Genomic DNA, 15,028 nt, shown 5'->3' on the forward strand with positions numbered 1-15,028 from the left:
CCACTTCTCAACATTATGAATCATTGCCGTACTCATTAACTTGAGTTATGTATTTCTCCGTGGCATATCAGAGAAAGGGGGATATATGATAAAAATAGAAACACGGTACCTGGCAGGACATTCCATACTCCACGCGTTTCCTGACGGTAAACGTGACACGCCCCTTCCATGTATTATTTTTTACCACGGTTTTACCTCTTCCAGCCTGGTCTATAGCTACTTTGCGGTTGCCCTGGCGCAGGCCGGGTTCCGGGTTATCATGCCGGATGCGCCCGAGCATGGCGCGCGGTTTAGCGGTGATGCGCAGGGGCGAATGACCCAATTCTGGCAGATTCTGCGGCAAAACATGCAGGAATTCGCTGCGTTACGTGCGGCAGTTCAACAGGAAAACTGGGTGCTGGAAGAACGTCTGGCCGTGGGGGGCGCATCAATGGGCGGTATGACGGCGCTGGGGATCATGGCCCGCCACCCGGAGGTAAAATGCGTCGCCAGCCTGATGGGGTCGGGTTATTTCACCCGACTGGCGCATACGCTTTTTCCGCCATTAATTCCTGAGACGCCGGAGCAACAGCGAGAATTTGACGACATCATTGCTCCCCTGGCTGAGTGGGAGGTGGCGCATCAGTTGCCAAAACTGGCCGACCGGCCGCTGCTGCTATGGCATGGACAGGAAGATGACGTCGTCCCTGCGGTGGAAACGTTCCGCTTACAACAGGCGCTGATTCAGGCGAACAGGGATCAGAACCTGACCTGTCTGTGGGAAGCAGGCGTACGCCACCGTATTACGCCAGAGGCGCTGGCGGCAACGGTGTCGTTTTTCCGCCAGCATCTTTAAACGCGCAGAATGCTAACGCCTTGCGCTTCAAGCTGTTGCAGAATGTCAGGGTTAGCATTTTTGCCCGTAATCAGCGTGTCGATTTGATCGGCGCGGCTGAACAACATGCCTGCGCGCTCGCCGATCTTGCTGCTATCCACCAGCACCACCAGCTTCCCGACCACGCTGAGCATTTTCTGCTCGGCCATAGCGGTGAGCATATCGGTTTTATACAGACCGTCTGCGGTCAGGCCTTTGCCGCTGGTAAACATCCAGTGCCCGGCATACAGGCTGTTTTCGCTGCCCTGGGGGCTAAGCGTGATGGACTGGCTCTTGTTGTACTGACCTCCCATGATGATCACGCTTTCATGTTCCTGATCGATCAGATAGTTCGCCAGCGGGAGATAGTTGGTGATGATCTGCACCGGCTTACCGCATATTTCTCTGCCCAGCAGAAAGGCGGTCGATCCACAGTTGATCACCACGCTTTCCCCAGGATTCACCAGTTGCGCTGCCGCTTTAGCAATGCGCACTTTTTCATCGTGGTTCTGCGCCTGATGCAGATTCATCGGCGTCCAGCGCGGACGTTGCTGAGCGATTGCTTCGGCGCCATTACGCACTTTTTTGAGCTTTCCGCTCTCATCGAGCTTGTTGATATCCCGACGCGCCGTGGCCGGTGAGATCCCCAGACGTTCGATCACATTCTCGACGGTAACAAAGCCCAATTGCGCCAGCATATCCAGCAATATTTGATGTCTTTGTGCTTCAGTCATGAGCTATTCCGATACGAATTGATTTTAAAAGATGATATTTGAAATAGCCTGAAAATACTAAAGTAAATATAGAAAAATGCCGGGAAAACCCGGCATCGGAGAACAATTACAGGAAGGATTTGAACGGTAAATCCGGTTCCATCGTGAAGCAGTCATCAAAACCACGCGGGTAGTGATATTCAAAGTTGTCTTTATCCAGTGGCCAGGTGAACTTACCGCCAACCTGCCAGATAAACGGCTTGAAGCCATACTTCAGGCGATCTTTTTTCATTTCCCACAGAACGCGGATTTCCTGCGGATCGGCCTGGAAGTTCGACCAGATATCATGGTGGAACGGAATCACGACTTTCGTGTTCAGCGCTTCCGCCATACGCAGCATGTCGGCGCTGGTCATCTTGTCGGTGATGCCACGCGGGTTCTCGCCATAGGAGCCGAGCGCCACGTCGATCTGATGCTCATTGCCGTGCTTCGCATAGTAGTTGGAGTAGTGGGAGTCGCCGCTGTGATACAGCGTACCGCCCGGCGTTTTGAACAGGTAGTTCACCGCGCGCGCATCCATGCCGTCCGGCAGTACGCCCGCCGCCTTTTGATCGGCCGGAAGCGTGATGAGCGCAGTACGATCAAACGCATCAAGCGCATGAATTTCGATGTCTTTCACTTTTACAACATCGCCTGGTTTGACCACGATGCAGCGCTCTTTCGGCACGCCCCAGCCAATCCACAGGTCAACGCAGGTTTGCGGCCCGATGAAAGGCACATCGTTAGCGCAGTTTTGCATCACCGCTGCGGCGACGTTGACGTCGATATGATCGTTATGATCGTGAGTGGCCAGCACGGCATCGATCTGGCGAATCGCGAAAGGATCGAGAACAAACGGCGTGGTGCGCAGGTTCGGCTGCAATTTCTTCACCCCTGCCATGCGCTGCATCTGATGGCCCGTTTTCATCAACGGATTGCCGTGGCTTTGTTTGCCGGTGCCGCACCAGAAATCAACGCATACGTTGGTGCCGCCTTCTGATTTCAGCCAGATGCCGGTGCAACCGAGCCACCACATAGCAAATGTGCCGGGCGCGACCTGTTCCTGTTCGATCTCTTCATTCAGCCAGCTTCCCCACTCAGGAAAGGTGCTCAGGATCCATGATTCACGCGTGATACTTTTCACTTTACTCATCGCATTTACCTTCATGTTTGTTCAAATTGAATCAGTGTGTGATTGGTTTTGATTAATCCTGACATTATTTTTTCAAGATGGCAACGGCATATTTTTGCTTGTGAAGGGCGGTCTGGAAGTAAAGGAGAACGTAATGAAGGGCGTATAACTATTGAAATTAAATATATCTATTTGATTAAAATGAGTTTTATTGATGGCTGGTTAACGTCGAGTTAATCCTTTTCTGAAGTGTGGGAATTATTTGCGTGGTGCGTCACAATTAATCAAATTCAATCTTGTTGTGATTACTTTTGAAAATTAGAGTGGTGACACAACAACCTGAGCGTACGCAGAGCTCAGCAACTTCGTCTACTGGAGATCGTTATGGAGATCCTCTACAACATCTTTACCGTTTTCTTTAACCAGGTTATGACCAATGCTCCGCTGCTACTGGGTATTGTCACCTGTCTGGGCTATATCCTCCTACGCAAAAGTGTCAGCGTTATTATCAAAGGTACGATAAAAACCATTATTGGTTTCATGTTATTACAGGCAGGGTCCGGCATCCTGACCAGTACCTTTAAGCCCGTCGTGGCGAAGATGTCTGAGGTGTATGGCATCAACGGCGCGATTTCTGATACTTACGCCTCCATGATGGCGACGATCGAGCGCATGGGCGATGCCTACAGTTGGGTCGGGTATGCCGTGCTGTTAGCGCTGGCATTGAATATCGGCTACGTGCTGCTGCGCCGGATTACCGGGATTCGCACCATCATGCTTACCGGGCATATCATGTTCCAGCAGGCGGGGCTGATCGCGGTGTTCTTCTACATCTTCGGTTATCCGATGTGGACCACCATTATCTGCACGGCGATTCTGGTGTCCCTGTATTGGGGGATCACCTCCAATATGATGTATAAGCCGACGCAGGAAGTCACAGACGGCTGTGGTTTCTCCATTGGTCACCAGCAACAGTTTGCCGCATGGCTGGCGTATAAAGTCGCGCCATATCTCGGTAAAAAAGAAGAGAGCGTTGAAGATCTCAAACTGCCCGGCTGGCTGAATATCTTCCACGACAATATCGTCTCCACGGCAATTGTCATGACCATCTTCTTCGGCGCGATCCTGCTCTCTTTTGGCCTGGATGTGGTTCAGGCGATGGCGGGTAAAACGCACTGGTCTATCTATATCCTGCAAACCGGCTTCCAGTTCGCTGTCGCTATTTTCATCATCACGCAGGGCGTGCGCATGTTTGTCGCCGAACTGTCCGAAGCATTTAACGGTATCTCTCAGCGTCTGATCCCCGGTGCTGTGCTGGCGATTGACTGTGCGGCGATTTATAGCTTCGCGCCGAACGCGGTGGTCTGGGGCTTTATGTGGGGCACGATTGGTCAGCTGATCGCCGTTGGTATTCTGGTAGGTTGCGGCTCCTCCATTCTGATCATCCCTGGCTTTATCCCAATGTTCTTCTCTAACGCCACGATTGGCGTGTTCGCTAACCACTTTGGCGGCTGGCGCGCGGCGCTCAAGATTTGCCTGGTTATGGGCATGATCGAAATCTTTGGCTGCGTCTGGGCGGTGAAACTGACCGGTATGAGCGCCTGGATGGGAATGGCTGACTGGTCGATTCTGGCGCCTCCGATGATGCAAGGCTTCGTCAGCATCGGGCTGATGTTTATGAGCGTCATGATACTGATTTCACTGGCTTATATGTTCTTCGCAGGGCGCACATTGCGCGCTGAAGAAGATGCAGAAAAACAACTGGCAGAACACTCTGCTTAATAAGGAGTTCCGATTATGACCGTACGTATTCTGGCTGTTTGTGGTTGTGGGCAAGGCAGTTCAATGATCATGAAAATGAAAGTTGACCAGTTTCTGACGCAGCAGGGCGTTGCGCACACGGTAAATAGTTGCGCGGTGGGTGAGTACAAAAGTGAGCTGAACGGTGCGGACATCATTATTGCCTCGACGCACGTCGCCAGCGAAATCACCGTTTCCGGTAATAAATATGTGGTGGGTGTGCGCAATATGCTTTCCGCCGCTGATTTTGGTCCGAAACTGATGGAAGTGATCAAAGAGCACTTTCCGAACGACCTGAAATAAGGACGCAGCATGAAATTACGTGATTCGCTGGCGGAGAATAAGTCCATTCGCCTGAATGCAGAAGCGAGCACCTGGCAGGAGGCGGTGAAAATCGGCGTAGACCTGCTGGTGGAAGCGGATGTTGTGGAGCCGCGTTACTACCAGGCCATTCTTGATGGCGTAGAGCGTTTTGGTCCGTATTTTGTGATTGCGCCAGGCCTGGCGATGCCGCATGGCCGCCCGGAAGAGGGCGTCAAAAAAACCGGCTTCGCGCTGGTGACGCTGAAAACGCCGATGGTCTTCAACCACGAAGATAATGACCCGGTCGATATCCTCATCACGCTGGCGGCAGTGGATGCCCGCGCGCATCAGGAAGACGGCATCATGCAAATCGTCAACCTGTTTGAAGATGAAGCCAACTTTGACCGTTTACGCGCCTGCCGTACCGAGCAGGATGTGCTGGATTTAATTGATAACGCCACTGCGGCGGCAGTTTAAGTAAGGAATAGAAATGTCATTACCTATGTTGCAAGTTGCGCTGGATAACCAGACGCTGTCCCACGCTTACGAAACGACCCGCCTGATCGCGGAAGAAGTCGATATTATCGAAGTTGGCACCATCCTGTGCGTGGGTGAAGGCGTACGTGCGGTACGCGATCTGAAAGCGCTTTATCCGCATAAGATCGTGCTGGCTGACGCCAAAATTGCGGACGCGGGGAAAATTCTCTCTCGTATGTGCTTTGAAGCCAACGCGGATTGGGTGACGGTTATCTGCTGCGCGGATATCAACACCGCCAAAGGCGCGCTGGAAGTGGCGCAAGAGTTTAACGGCGATGTGCAGATTGAACTGACCGGCTACTGGACCTGGGAGCAGGCGCAGGAGTGGCGCGATGCGGGGATCCAGCAGGTGGTTTATCACCGTAGCCGTGATGCACAGGCCGCTGGCGTGGCCTGGGGCGAAGCGGATATCAGCGCGATCAAACGTCTCTCTGATATGGGCTTTAAAGTGACCGTGACCGGCGGCCTGGCGCTGGAAGACCTGCCGCTGTTTAAGGGCATTCCAATCCATGTCTTTATTGCCGGTCGCAGCATTCGCGACGCCGCCTCTCCGGTTGAAGCCGCGCGTCAGTTCAAACGTTCTATCGCCCAGTTGTGGGGATAAGGAGCGGATATGCTGTCTAAACAGACTCCGCTTGGCATCTACGAAAAAGCGCTCCCCGCCGGGGAGTGCTGGTTGGATCGCCTGCGGCTGGCGAAAGAACTGGGCTTCGATTTCGTTGAAATGTCTGTCGATGAAACCGATGCCCGCCTGGCGCGCCTCGACTGGAACCGTGAGCAGCGCCTGGCGCTGGTGAGCGCTATCGCTGAGACCGGCGTGCGGGTGCCGTCCATGTGCCTGAGCGCGCATCGTCGCTTTCCGTTGGGCAGCGAAGATGATGCTGTACGTGCGCAAGGGCTGGAGATCATGCGTAAAGCCATTCAGTTTGCGCAGGACATCGGTATTCGCGTCATCCAGCTTGCGGGTTACGACGTGTACTATCAGGAGGCCAACAATGAAACGCGCCGTCGTTTTCGTGATGGGCTGAAAGAGAGCGTCGAAATGGCAAGCCGTGCCCAGGTCACGCTGGCGATGGAGATCATGGATTACCCTCTGATGAACTCCATCAGCAAAGCGTTGGGTTATGCGCACTATCTTAATAACCCGTGGTTCCAGCTTTATCCTGATATCGGCAACCTGTCAGCCTGGGATAACGATGTGCAGATGGAGTTGCAGGCTGGAATGGGGCATATCGTCGCGGTTCATGTCAAAGATACGAAGCCAGGCGTGTTCAAGAACGTGCCGTTCGGTGAAGGTGTCGTCGATTTTGAACGCTGTTTCGCCACGCTCAAGCAGAGTGGGTATTGCGGGCCATACCTGATTGAGATGTGGAGTGAAACGTCGGACGATCCGGCGCGTGAGGTGGCTAAAGCGCGTGATTGGGTGAAAGCGCGTATGGCCAGCGCCGGTCTGGTGGAGACAGCATAATGCAAAAACTCAGGCAGCACGTTTTTGAAGCCAATATGGATTTGCCGCGTTATGGCCTGGTGACTTTCACCTGGGGTAACGTCAGCGCGATCGACAGGGAGCGCGGGCTGGTGGTCATTAAGCCTAGCGGGGTGGCTTATGAAACCATGAAAGCGGACGATATGGTGGTGGTGGATCTCCAGGGCAATGTGGTGGAAGGGCAGTGGCGGCCTTCTTCCGATACCGCCACGCATCTGGCGCTGTACCGTCGTTACCCTTCGCTGGGTGGTATCGTGCACACGCACTCTACGCATGCCACGGCGTGGGCGCAGGCAGGGCTGGCGATCCCGGCGCTGGGAACGACCCATGCGGACTACTTCTTTGGCGATATCCCCTGTACCAGGGCGTTAACCGAAGAAGAAGTGCAGGGTGAATATGAGCTGAACACCGGCCATGTGATTATCGAAACGCTGGGTGACGGTCAGCCGCTGCATACGCCTGGCATCGTGGTGTATCAGCACGGGCCGTTTGCCTGGGGCAAAGATGCGCATGACGCCGTGCATAATGCGGTGGTGATGGAAGAAGTCGCGCGGATGGCATGGATTACTCGCGGTATCAATCCGGCGCTCAGCCCGATCGACGATTATTTAATGAATAAACATTTTATGCGTAAGCATGGGCCTGACGCCTATTACGGACAAAAGTAAGACACGTGCCCTGGAATCATTACTTCCTTCGGGATGTTACCGGCCTGATTCCGGGGCCGCTTTTGCCATAAAAAAGCCCCCGGTGAAGGGGGCAAGTCAAACTATGGCAATGTTCTCGTTGGTTTTTCCTGGTGCTAGCGATAAATATCCGCGCTGGCGCGCATGTTGCCGTTACTTCCCGGTTCCCGGGTCAGGATGGCGTGGTAGTACGTTGCGCCTCGCGCATCTGTCTCTTCATTCAATGCCTGATCTGCTTCACTTTCAGTGGCGAAGTTATGGTTTATATAAATCACGCCTAAGCTCTGCACATCATCCATATTTCGTGCCTGGTGATTATCGATTTTGATGGCTGCCATCGCGTTTGCACTGAGCAAAAGCGCAGCCAGAAGGGTCATAACACGCGCTCGCATACTGTACCTCCTCGACTGCTGTGTCTGGTTAGCAATATCTCCTGTAAGTGAATTGCTTCTGATTTAATTTTAATCGCTACCAGCGAAGTCGATAGCGACCATTTCTGATGCAGTTGTTCAAAAAATTGGCGCGATGCCATGTGATTAATTTTAAATCACATGGTTAACCTGTCTTTGCGCTTCGTGTGAATTTTTGCGCAATCAACTTGTGTTTCCTCATGGGCGCAAGTATTATGACGCGTCATTTTTCAGCCGACCTTTAACACGTTCCTTGCCTCCCCGGGATTCGGCTGACCCAGACAGGAGGCTGAATAATCCGTAAGGAGCAATTCGATGCGTCATTACGAAATCGTTTTTATGGTCCATCCTGACCAGAGCGAACAGGTTCCGGGCATGATCGAGCGCTACACTGGTGCAATCACTGGTGCAGAAGGCAAGATCCACCGTCTGGAAGACTGGGGCCGCCGTCAGCTGGCTTACCCGATCAACAAACTGCACAAAGCTCACTACGTTCTGCTGAACGTTGAGGCGCCGCAGGAAGTGATCGATGAGCTGGAAACTAACTTCCGCTTCAACGATGCCGTTATCCGTAGCATGGTAATGCGTACTAAGCACGCTGTTACCGAAGCATCTCCGATGGTTAAAGCGAAAGACGAGCGCCGTGAGCGTCGCGATGATTTCGCAAACGAAACCGCAGATGATGCAGATGCTGGGGATTCTGAAGAGTAATTTCTGATGACCAACCGTCTGGCGTTGTCCGGCACCGTGTGCAGGATGCCCCTTCGAAAGGTCAGTCCATCAGGAATTCCGCACTGCCAGTTCGTGCTTGAGCATCGTTCTGTGCAGGAGGAAGCCGGGTTTCACCGGCAGGCGTGGTGTCAAATGCCCGTTATTGTTAGCGGACACGAAAACCAGGCCATTACTCACAGTATAACGGTCGGCAGCCGCATAACCGTTCAGGGGTTCATCTCTTGCCACAAGGCAAAGAACGGTCTGAGCAAAATGGTTCTGCATGCCGAGCAGATTGAATTGATAGATTCTGGAGACTAGCCATATGGCACGTTATTTCCGTCGTCGCAAGTTCTGCCGTTTCACCGCGGAAGGCGTTCAAGAGATCGACTATAAAGATATCGCTACGCTGAAAAACTACATCACCGAAAGCGGTAAGATTGTCCCAAGCCGTATCACCGGTACCCGTGCAAAATACCAGCGTCAGCTGGCTCGCGCTATCAAACGCGCTCGCTACCTGTCCCTGCTGCCGTACACTGATCGTCATCAGTAATCGGCCACGGTCCATTAATACGACTTTGAGAGGATAAGGTAATGCAAGTTATTCTGCTTGATAAAGTAGCAAACCTGGGTAGCCTGGGTGATCAGGTTAACGTTAAAGCGGGCTATGCTCGTAACTTCCTGGTACCACAGGGTAAAGCTGTTCCTGCTACCAAGAAAAACGTTGAATTCTTCGAAGCACGTCGCGCTGAACTGGAAGCTAAACTGGCTGACGTTCTGGCTGCTGCAAATGCACGCGCAGAGAAAATCAACGCCCTGGAAACCGTAACCATCGCGTCCAAAGCTGGCGACGAAGGTAAACTGTTCGGTTCCATCGGTACTCGCGACATCGCTGACGCTGTAACAGCAGCAGGCGTTGAAGTGGCTAAGAGCGAAGTTCGTCTGCCGAACGGCGTTCTGCGTACCACTGGTGAGCACGAAGTGAACTTCCAGGTTCACAGCGAAGTATTCGCTAAACTGACTGTAAACGTAGTAGCTGAATAAGTTTTATTCTTCTATCGCGTAAAAACGCCGGCCTTGTGCTGGCGTTTTGCTTTTCTGCCCCCCTGTTTTTCGCACTGGCTATTCTTTACCCTTTTCGGGATAATAAAAAATAAAACATTATTTCAAAGTGGTGATGGAATGGAGATAACCCACCAGCAGCCCCTGTTCGCGCGTAAAAACGTTGTCTATCTGGGGGCGGCATTTTGTTGTCTGTTATGGGGAAGCGCCTACCCGGCGATAAAAAGCGGGTACGAGATCTTTCAGATTGCGACAGATGATATCCCGTCAAAAATTGTCTTTGCCGGATACCGTTTCTTGTTCGCGGGGTTATTGCTGCTGTTGCTGGCGATGGCGCAGCGTAAACCGATCGGCCGCTTAAGCCCGCGCCAGTTTGGTCAACTGACCCTGCTGGGGCTGACGCAAACCTCGCTGCAATATATCTTTTTCTATATCGGTCTGGCGTTCACCACGGGCGTGAAAGGATCGATCATGAATGCCACAGGCACTTTTTTTAGCGTGCTGCTGGCGCACTTCATCTACCAGAACGACAAACTGAGCTACAACAAAACCCTCGGCTGTATTCTTGGCTTTGCCGGGGTGATGGTGGTGAACTTCAACAGCGGGCTGATGGATTTCAGCTTTAGCCTGTTGGGTGATGGCTCCGTGGTGCTGGCTGCTTTTATTCTTTCTGCCGCGACCCTTTACGGTAAACGTATTTCGCAGACAGTTGACCCAACGGTGATGACGGGCTATCAGCTTGGCATCGGCGGCCTGGCGCTGGTGATTGGCGGCTATGCCTTCGGCGGCTCGCTCTCCGTGCACGGCCTCGCTTCTGTGGCGATTCTGGGCTATCTGACGCTGCTCTCGTCTGTTGCTTTTGCGCTGTGGAGTATTTTGCTCAAGTACAACCGCGTCGGGATGATTGCGCCGTTTAACTTCCTGATTCCGGTTTCCGGTGCGGTGCTGTCGGCGATTTTCCTCGGCGAAAACATTTTTGAATTGAAATATGCGGTTGCGCTGGTGCTGGTGTGTTCGGGGATCTGGTGGGTGAACAAGGTGAAGCGGTAACGCCTGATGGCGCTACCGCTTATCAGGCCTGCAATCGCGGGTGCCGTAGGCCGGATAGGGCGACGCCGCCATCCGGCAATTTGCGCGCTTAACGGGCGCGAATAAAGCTGCCGTTTGGCTGACGGGTAAACAGAACCTGTTGGTCATTACCCGTATCGATGGTCAATCCTGTCACCACGCCATTCGCATTCTGGCGGATCTGCACCATCTGGCCATCTTTCAGATTGCTCAGCGGCTTGCCTGCGCCTTCAACCTGCGCCATCGCGTAAACGTCCGTTGGCGGCAGGCCGTGGTCACGGAACAACTGCGCCAGCGTTTTACCTGACTCCACGCGATAGGAGCGCCACTGCTGGTCAATTCCCCCGTTCTGCTGGAAAGGCTGTGTTTGCGGCTGGGATTGCTGCGTCTGCGGCGGCTCTTCCGGTTGACCTTCCTGGATGGGTTCCGGCGCCACGGGGGCGACCTGTCCCGGATCGTTTTGCGGGGCGACCAGTTGCGCCTGAAGTTCGGCTTCTGTCGGCGGTTGCGACTGTGACTGGATATCTGTCTGGACATTACGCGTGACGACGGGCGTATCGCGGGTATCATTCGAGGGAAGCAGAAAACCGACCACCAGCACGATAGCGGCAATAATAATGCCACGGCGATGCATAGGCGGCAGCGGGTCCATGATGCGAAAATTGTCCGGTGCATGCCAGATTTTCGCCAGGGTTGGTTTTAGTTCAAAGCGCCCGGGCATGGCTTTCCTCCTGCTCCGCGTCTCGTTCCTCAATCATAGAGTATAGATGCCTAACGCTATGATGTTCGTAGTTATACCCGCTTTCGTGACATCAGCATGGGTTATTCTTATTGTTTCTTTTTCCCCGCGATTTGTCATCTCTTCCCGAGACAAAGTTTTACCGGAAGAGACGTGGCTGCTATGCTGCCCGCTACTTTACCTCCGATGAAAGGAAATATGATGGCAACCCCGACTTTTGACACTATCGAAGCGCAAGCAAGCTATGGCATTGGTTTACAGGTAGGGCAGCAGCTGAGCGAATCCGGTCTGGAAGGTCTGTTGCCTGAAGCGCTGGTGGCAGGTATCGCTGATGCGCTGGAAGGCAAACACCCGGCAGTGCCTGTTGATGTGGTGCATCGCGCGCTGCGTGAAATTCACGAACGTGCGGATGCCGTACGTCGCGAACGTTTCCAGGCAATGGCGGCAGATGGCGTCAAATATCTGGAAGAAAACCGTGAGAAAGAGGGTGTGAACAGCACCGAATCCGGTCTGCAATTCCGCGTGATCACCCAGGGTGAAGGCGCGATTCCGGCGCGTACTGACCGTGTACGCGTACACTACACCGGCAAACTGATCGACGGCACCGTCTTTGACAGCTCCGTTGCGCGCGGCGAACCGGCTGAATTCCCGGTGAACGGCGTGATCCCAGGCTGGATTGAAGCGCTGACCCTGATGCCGGTTGGTTCCAAATGGGAACTGACTATCCCTCAGGAACTGGCCTACGGCGAGCGTGGCGCGGGCGCGTCCATTCCTCCGTTCAGCACTCTGGTGTTTGACGTAGAACTGCTGGAAATCCTGTAAGCAGTGACTTCTGTTCCCCTCTTTGTTGGGGGGAACAGAAAATATGCAAGAAAACCGTAAGTTAGCCAGATGTCGATATTTTATCTTGCAAATGTAGCCATTGCGTGTATTTTTGTGAGCTAATTCGCGTTGCCAGAGTGATATGACACTCACTTTAAACATATAATTAACATTATATCTAAATCTTAGTATTCATCCCGCCGATTCTTACCTAATATCGATGAGTCCTGATAACAGGATCGTCGTATCATATGACGCACTAAAGGCCGCAGAGCCTGCACAACACAGACAGGTACAGGAAGAAAAAACATGGTAGATCAGGTAAAAGTCGTTGCCGACGAACAGGCACCGGCTGAACAGTCGCTACGGCGCAATCTCACAAACCGTCATATTCAGCTTATTGCGATTGGCGGCGCCATCGGCACCGGCTTATTTATGGGCTCTGGTAAAACGATCAGCCTCGCCGGGCCGTCGATCATTTTCGTTTATATGATCATCGGTTTTATGCTCTTTTTCGTCATGCGGGCAATGGGTGAATTGCTGCTCTCGAATCTGGAATATAAATCCTTCAGTGATTTCGCTTCCGACCTGCTCGGGCCGTGGGCGGGATATTTCACCGGCTGGACTTACTGGTTCTGCTGGGTGGTCACCGGGATGGCGGACGTCGTTGCGATTACCGCCTATGCGCAGTTTTGGTTCCCCGGCCTTTCCGACTGGGTCGCCTCGCTGGCGGTCGTTGTTCTGCTGCTGAGCCTTAACCTTGCGACCGTGAAAATGTTCGGCGAGATGGAGTTCTGGTTCGCGATGATCAAGATTGTCGCCATCGTGGCGCTGATCGTCGTTGGTCTGGTGATGGTTATGATGCACTTCAAATCACCGACCGGGGTTGAAGCGTCGTTTACTCATCTGTGGAATGATGGCGGCTGGTTCCCGAAAGGGATCAGCGGCTTCTTTGCGGGCTTCCAGATAGCGGTATTCGCGTTCGTGGGGATTGAACTGGTGGGCACCACCGCCGCAGAGACCAAAGACCCGGAGAAATCCCTGCCGCGCGCGATTAACTCAATCCCGATTCGTATCATCATGTTCTACGTTTTTGCGCTGATCATCATTATGTCGGTCACGCCGTGGAGCTCGGTAGTACCAACCAAGAGCCCGTTTGTTGAGCTGTTTGTACTGGTAGGACTGCCGGCCGCCGCCAGCCTGATTAACTTCGTGGTGCTGACGTCTGCGGCCTCTTCCGCCAACAGCGGCGTGTTCTCTACCAGCCGTATGCTGTTTGGTCTGGCGCAAGAGGGTGTGGCGCCGAAAGCGTTCGCTAAATTGTCTAAGCGCGCGGTACCGGCGAAAGGGCTGACCTTCTCCTGTATCTGTCTGCTGGGCGGCGTGGTGATGCTGTACATCAATCCGAGCGTGATTGGCGCGTTCACCATGATCACGACGGTGTCGGCTATTTTGTTCATGTTTGTCTGGACCATCATTCTCTGCTCGTACCTGGTGTATCGTAAGCAGCGTCCGCACCTGCATGAGAAGTCCATCTATAAGATGCCGCTTGGTAAGCTGATGTGCTGGGTGTGTATGGCGTTCTTCGTCTTTGTGCTGGTACTGCTGACGCTGGAAGATGATACCCGTCAGGCGCTGATCGTCACGCCGCTGTGGTTTATTGCGCTGGGGCTGGGCTGGCTGTTTATCGGTAAGAAACGTATGGCAGGAGTGCGTTAATCTTGATGCCCGGTGGCGCAAAGCTTACTGGGCCTACGGATTGTAGGCCGGATAAGCGTTAGCGCCATCCGGCTACACATTATTCCCCGGCCAGTGCGCGCGGGAACAAGACGTTGTTTTCCAGACTGATGTGTTCCATCAGATCGTCAATCATTTCATTAATGCCGTTGTACATCGCTTTCCAGGTGGTGCAGGCTTCTGGCGGCGGCGTGACGTTGTTGGTGGTGTGTTTGATCACTTCCAGCAATTCGCCAGCGTCATCGTGTTCGCTTTCCATGACGCTAATCGGGCCCATTGCCTGGCTTCCCATGCCTTGTTTGATCATCGGGAACAGGATCTGCTCTTCTTTCATCATGTGGCTGGAAAGTTCCTGATGCAGCATAGTCAGGTATTTCGCCAGACCTTTCGGTACGCTGGGTTTGTCTGCGTGAACGCGTTCCACTTTGGTGGCTTGCAGGATCAGCTCCGGCAGTTGCTCGCGGTGTCTGTCGTGGTAGCGCACGATAATGTGGTCGATAATTTCGGCCAACGGCGCGGTACGCCAGTCCTTCTCAATCGGTTGTTCAGCCAACTGTGCCAGTTCTGCTTCAATGGCTTCTACATCCAGCTCTTTACGTGCAGCAGCGCGCGCGAGCGTCTGCTTACCACCGCAGCAGTAATCCATATCGTACTTACGAAACAGCGCCGAGGCGCGAGGAATAGAGAGCGCCAGTTCACCTAAAGGTTGATCGCGAAAAGACATAGCCGTTACCTCATTCTCAATAATATAAGATGTATTTTAAATACATCTTTAAGCCGAAGATATAACCCTTTCGGGTCAGAATAAAATGTGATGACCATCACAAAAAATATTTGTGCCTTAACGTGCTGAATCTTATTGAAAAGGACAGGAATACGCGCGGCAAGCCGCCGGGCAAAATTAAATATGCCGGCGGCACTGCCGATAGT

General features: G+C 53.1%; 19 protein-coding genes. 14 read left to right on the forward strand and 5 right to left on the reverse strand.

The annotated features are described in order from the left end of the window. The first annotated feature begins 85 nt into the window (after window positions 1–85). Window positions 86–835, forward strand: coding sequence for an esterase (gene yjfP / locus OGX93_RS12280; RefSeq protein ID WP_047459445.1), 750 nt, complete (start codon window positions 86–88; stop codon window positions 833–835). On the opposite strand, the gene ulaR is transcribed toward yjfP, so the two are convergent. Both ulaR and ulaG read right to left on the reverse strand, forming a co-directional pair. Then, window positions 832–1,587 (reverse strand): HTH-type transcriptional regulator UlaR, encoded by a 756-nt coding sequence (gene ulaR, locus OGX93_RS12285; RefSeq protein ID WP_012134422.1) that lies wholly within the window; start codon window positions 1,585–1,587, stop codon window positions 832–834. The two genes, yjfP and ulaR, sit on opposite strands and share 4 nt — an antisense overlap. A gap of 106 nt (window positions 1,588–1,693) precedes the next feature. Further along, window positions 1,694–2,758 (reverse strand): L-ascorbate 6-phosphate lactonase, encoded by a 1,065-nt coding sequence (gene ulaG, locus OGX93_RS12290; RefSeq protein ID WP_047459442.1) that lies wholly within the window; start codon window positions 2,756–2,758, stop codon window positions 1,694–1,696. Window positions 2,759–3,121: 363 nt separating this feature from the next. Between ulaG and ulaA the strand changes: the two genes are divergently transcribed. Genes ulaA through OGX93_RS12320 form a run of 6 tightly spaced genes read left to right on the forward strand, consistent with a single transcriptional unit; the run spans window position 3,122 to window position 7,531 of the window. Next, window positions 3,122–4,519, forward strand: coding sequence for a PTS ascorbate transporter subunit IIC (gene ulaA, locus OGX93_RS12295; protein ID WP_071257347.1), 1,398 nt, complete (start codon window positions 3,122–3,124; stop codon window positions 4,517–4,519). A 15-nt stretch (window positions 4,520–4,534) separates the two neighbouring features. Continuing rightward, window positions 4,535–4,840, forward strand: coding sequence for a PTS ascorbate transporter subunit IIB (gene ulaB, locus OGX93_RS12300; protein ID WP_024130790.1), 306 nt, complete (start codon window positions 4,535–4,537; stop codon window positions 4,838–4,840). Window positions 4,841–4,849: 9 nt separating this feature from the next. Further along, complete coding sequence (ulaC, locus tag OGX93_RS12305) at window positions 4,850–5,317, forward strand: PTS ascorbate transporter subunit IIA (protein ID WP_012134416.1); 468 nt, start codon at window positions 4,850–4,852, stop codon at window positions 5,315–5,317. A gap of 13 nt (window positions 5,318–5,330) precedes the next feature. Then, window positions 5,331–5,981 (forward strand): 3-keto-L-gulonate-6-phosphate decarboxylase UlaD, encoded by a 651-nt coding sequence (gene ulaD, locus OGX93_RS12310; RefSeq protein ID WP_024130789.1) that lies wholly within the window; start codon window positions 5,331–5,333, stop codon window positions 5,979–5,981. A 9-nt stretch (window positions 5,982–5,990) separates the two neighbouring features. Then, entirely contained in the window at window positions 5,991–6,845 is an 855-nt protein-coding gene (locus OGX93_RS12315; protein ID WP_012134413.1) for an L-ribulose-5-phosphate 3-epimerase, read from the forward strand. Further along, complete coding sequence (locus tag OGX93_RS12320) at window positions 6,845–7,531, forward strand: L-ribulose-5-phosphate 4-epimerase (RefSeq protein WP_286449917.1); 687 nt, start codon at window positions 6,845–6,847, stop codon at window positions 7,529–7,531. The genes OGX93_RS12315 and OGX93_RS12320 overlap by 1 nt, the downstream gene beginning before the upstream one ends. A gap of 134 nt (window positions 7,532–7,665) precedes the next feature. On the opposite strand, the gene yjfY is transcribed toward OGX93_RS12320, so the two are convergent. Next, window positions 7,666–7,941 carry a DUF1471 family protein YjfY gene (gene yjfY, locus OGX93_RS12325; RefSeq protein WP_024130788.1) on the reverse strand — a complete coding sequence of 92 codons (276 nt, stop codon included), beginning with the start codon at window positions 7,939–7,941 and terminating at the stop codon, window positions 7,666–7,668. Window positions 7,942–8,274: 333 nt separating this feature from the next. On the opposite strand from yjfY, the gene rpsF reads away from it, so the two are divergent. The 5 genes from rpsF to OGX93_RS12350 all read left to right on the forward strand — a co-directional run bounded on the left by rpsF (window position 8,275) and on the right by OGX93_RS12350 (window position 10,782). Next, window positions 8,275–8,670, forward strand: a complete 396-nt coding sequence (rpsF, locus tag OGX93_RS12330; protein WP_012134408.1) for a 30S ribosomal protein S6 — start codon at window positions 8,275–8,277, stop codon at window positions 8,668–8,670. A 6-nt stretch (window positions 8,671–8,676) separates the two neighbouring features. Beyond that, a complete protein-coding gene (priB, locus tag OGX93_RS12335) occupies window positions 8,677–8,991 on the forward strand; it encodes a primosomal replication protein N (protein ID WP_012134407.1) in 315 nt (104 codons plus the stop codon). Window positions 8,992–8,995: 4 nt separating this feature from the next. Continuing rightward, a complete protein-coding gene (gene rpsR / locus OGX93_RS12340; RefSeq protein ID WP_000135199.1) occupies window positions 8,996–9,223 on the forward strand; it encodes a 30S ribosomal protein S18 in 228 nt (75 codons plus the stop codon). A 41-nt stretch (window positions 9,224–9,264) separates the two neighbouring features. Then, a complete protein-coding gene (gene rplI, locus OGX93_RS12345; RefSeq protein ID WP_012134405.1) occupies window positions 9,265–9,714 on the forward strand; it encodes a 50S ribosomal protein L9 in 450 nt (149 codons plus the stop codon). Between the two features lie 138 nt (window positions 9,715–9,852). Beyond that, window positions 9,853–10,782 (forward strand): DMT family transporter, encoded by a 930-nt coding sequence (locus OGX93_RS12350; protein WP_049010943.1) that lies wholly within the window; start codon window positions 9,853–9,855, stop codon window positions 10,780–10,782. An 88-nt stretch (window positions 10,783–10,870) separates the two neighbouring features. Here the strand turns inward: OGX93_RS12350 and OGX93_RS12355 are convergent, their stop codons facing one another. Next, window positions 10,871–11,521, reverse strand: coding sequence for an OapA family protein (locus tag OGX93_RS12355; RefSeq protein WP_012134403.1), 651 nt, complete (start codon window positions 11,519–11,521; stop codon window positions 10,871–10,873). Between the two features lie 219 nt (window positions 11,522–11,740). Here OGX93_RS12355 and bamJ point away from each other — a divergent pair, with 219 nt between their 5' ends. Together bamJ and cycA are read left to right on the forward strand one after the other, a co-directional pair. Then, window positions 11,741–12,361, forward strand: a complete 621-nt coding sequence (gene bamJ, locus OGX93_RS12360) for a BamJ family beta-barrel-assembly machinery protein (protein WP_024130787.1) — start codon at window positions 11,741–11,743, stop codon at window positions 12,359–12,361. Window positions 12,362–12,670: 309 nt separating this feature from the next. Then, window positions 12,671–14,080, forward strand: coding sequence for a D-serine/D-alanine/glycine transporter (gene cycA, locus OGX93_RS12365; RefSeq protein ID WP_012134401.1), 1,410 nt, complete (start codon window positions 12,671–12,673; stop codon window positions 14,078–14,080). A 79-nt stretch (window positions 14,081–14,159) separates the two neighbouring features. On the opposite strand, the gene ytfE is transcribed toward cycA, so the two are convergent. Next, the gene (gene ytfE / locus OGX93_RS12370) at window positions 14,160–14,822 is read right to left on the reverse strand and encodes an iron-sulfur cluster repair protein YtfE (protein WP_012134400.1); all 663 of its coding nucleotides are present in this window, start codon (window positions 14,820–14,822) and stop codon (window positions 14,160–14,162) included. Between the last annotated feature and the right edge of the window lie 206 nt (window positions 14,823–15,028).

It is taken from the genome of Citrobacter sp. CK195 (genome assembly GCF_030333365.1).
Classification (GTDB): Bacteria; Pseudomonadota; Gammaproteobacteria; order Enterobacterales; family Enterobacteriaceae; genus Citrobacter_B; species Citrobacter_B koseri.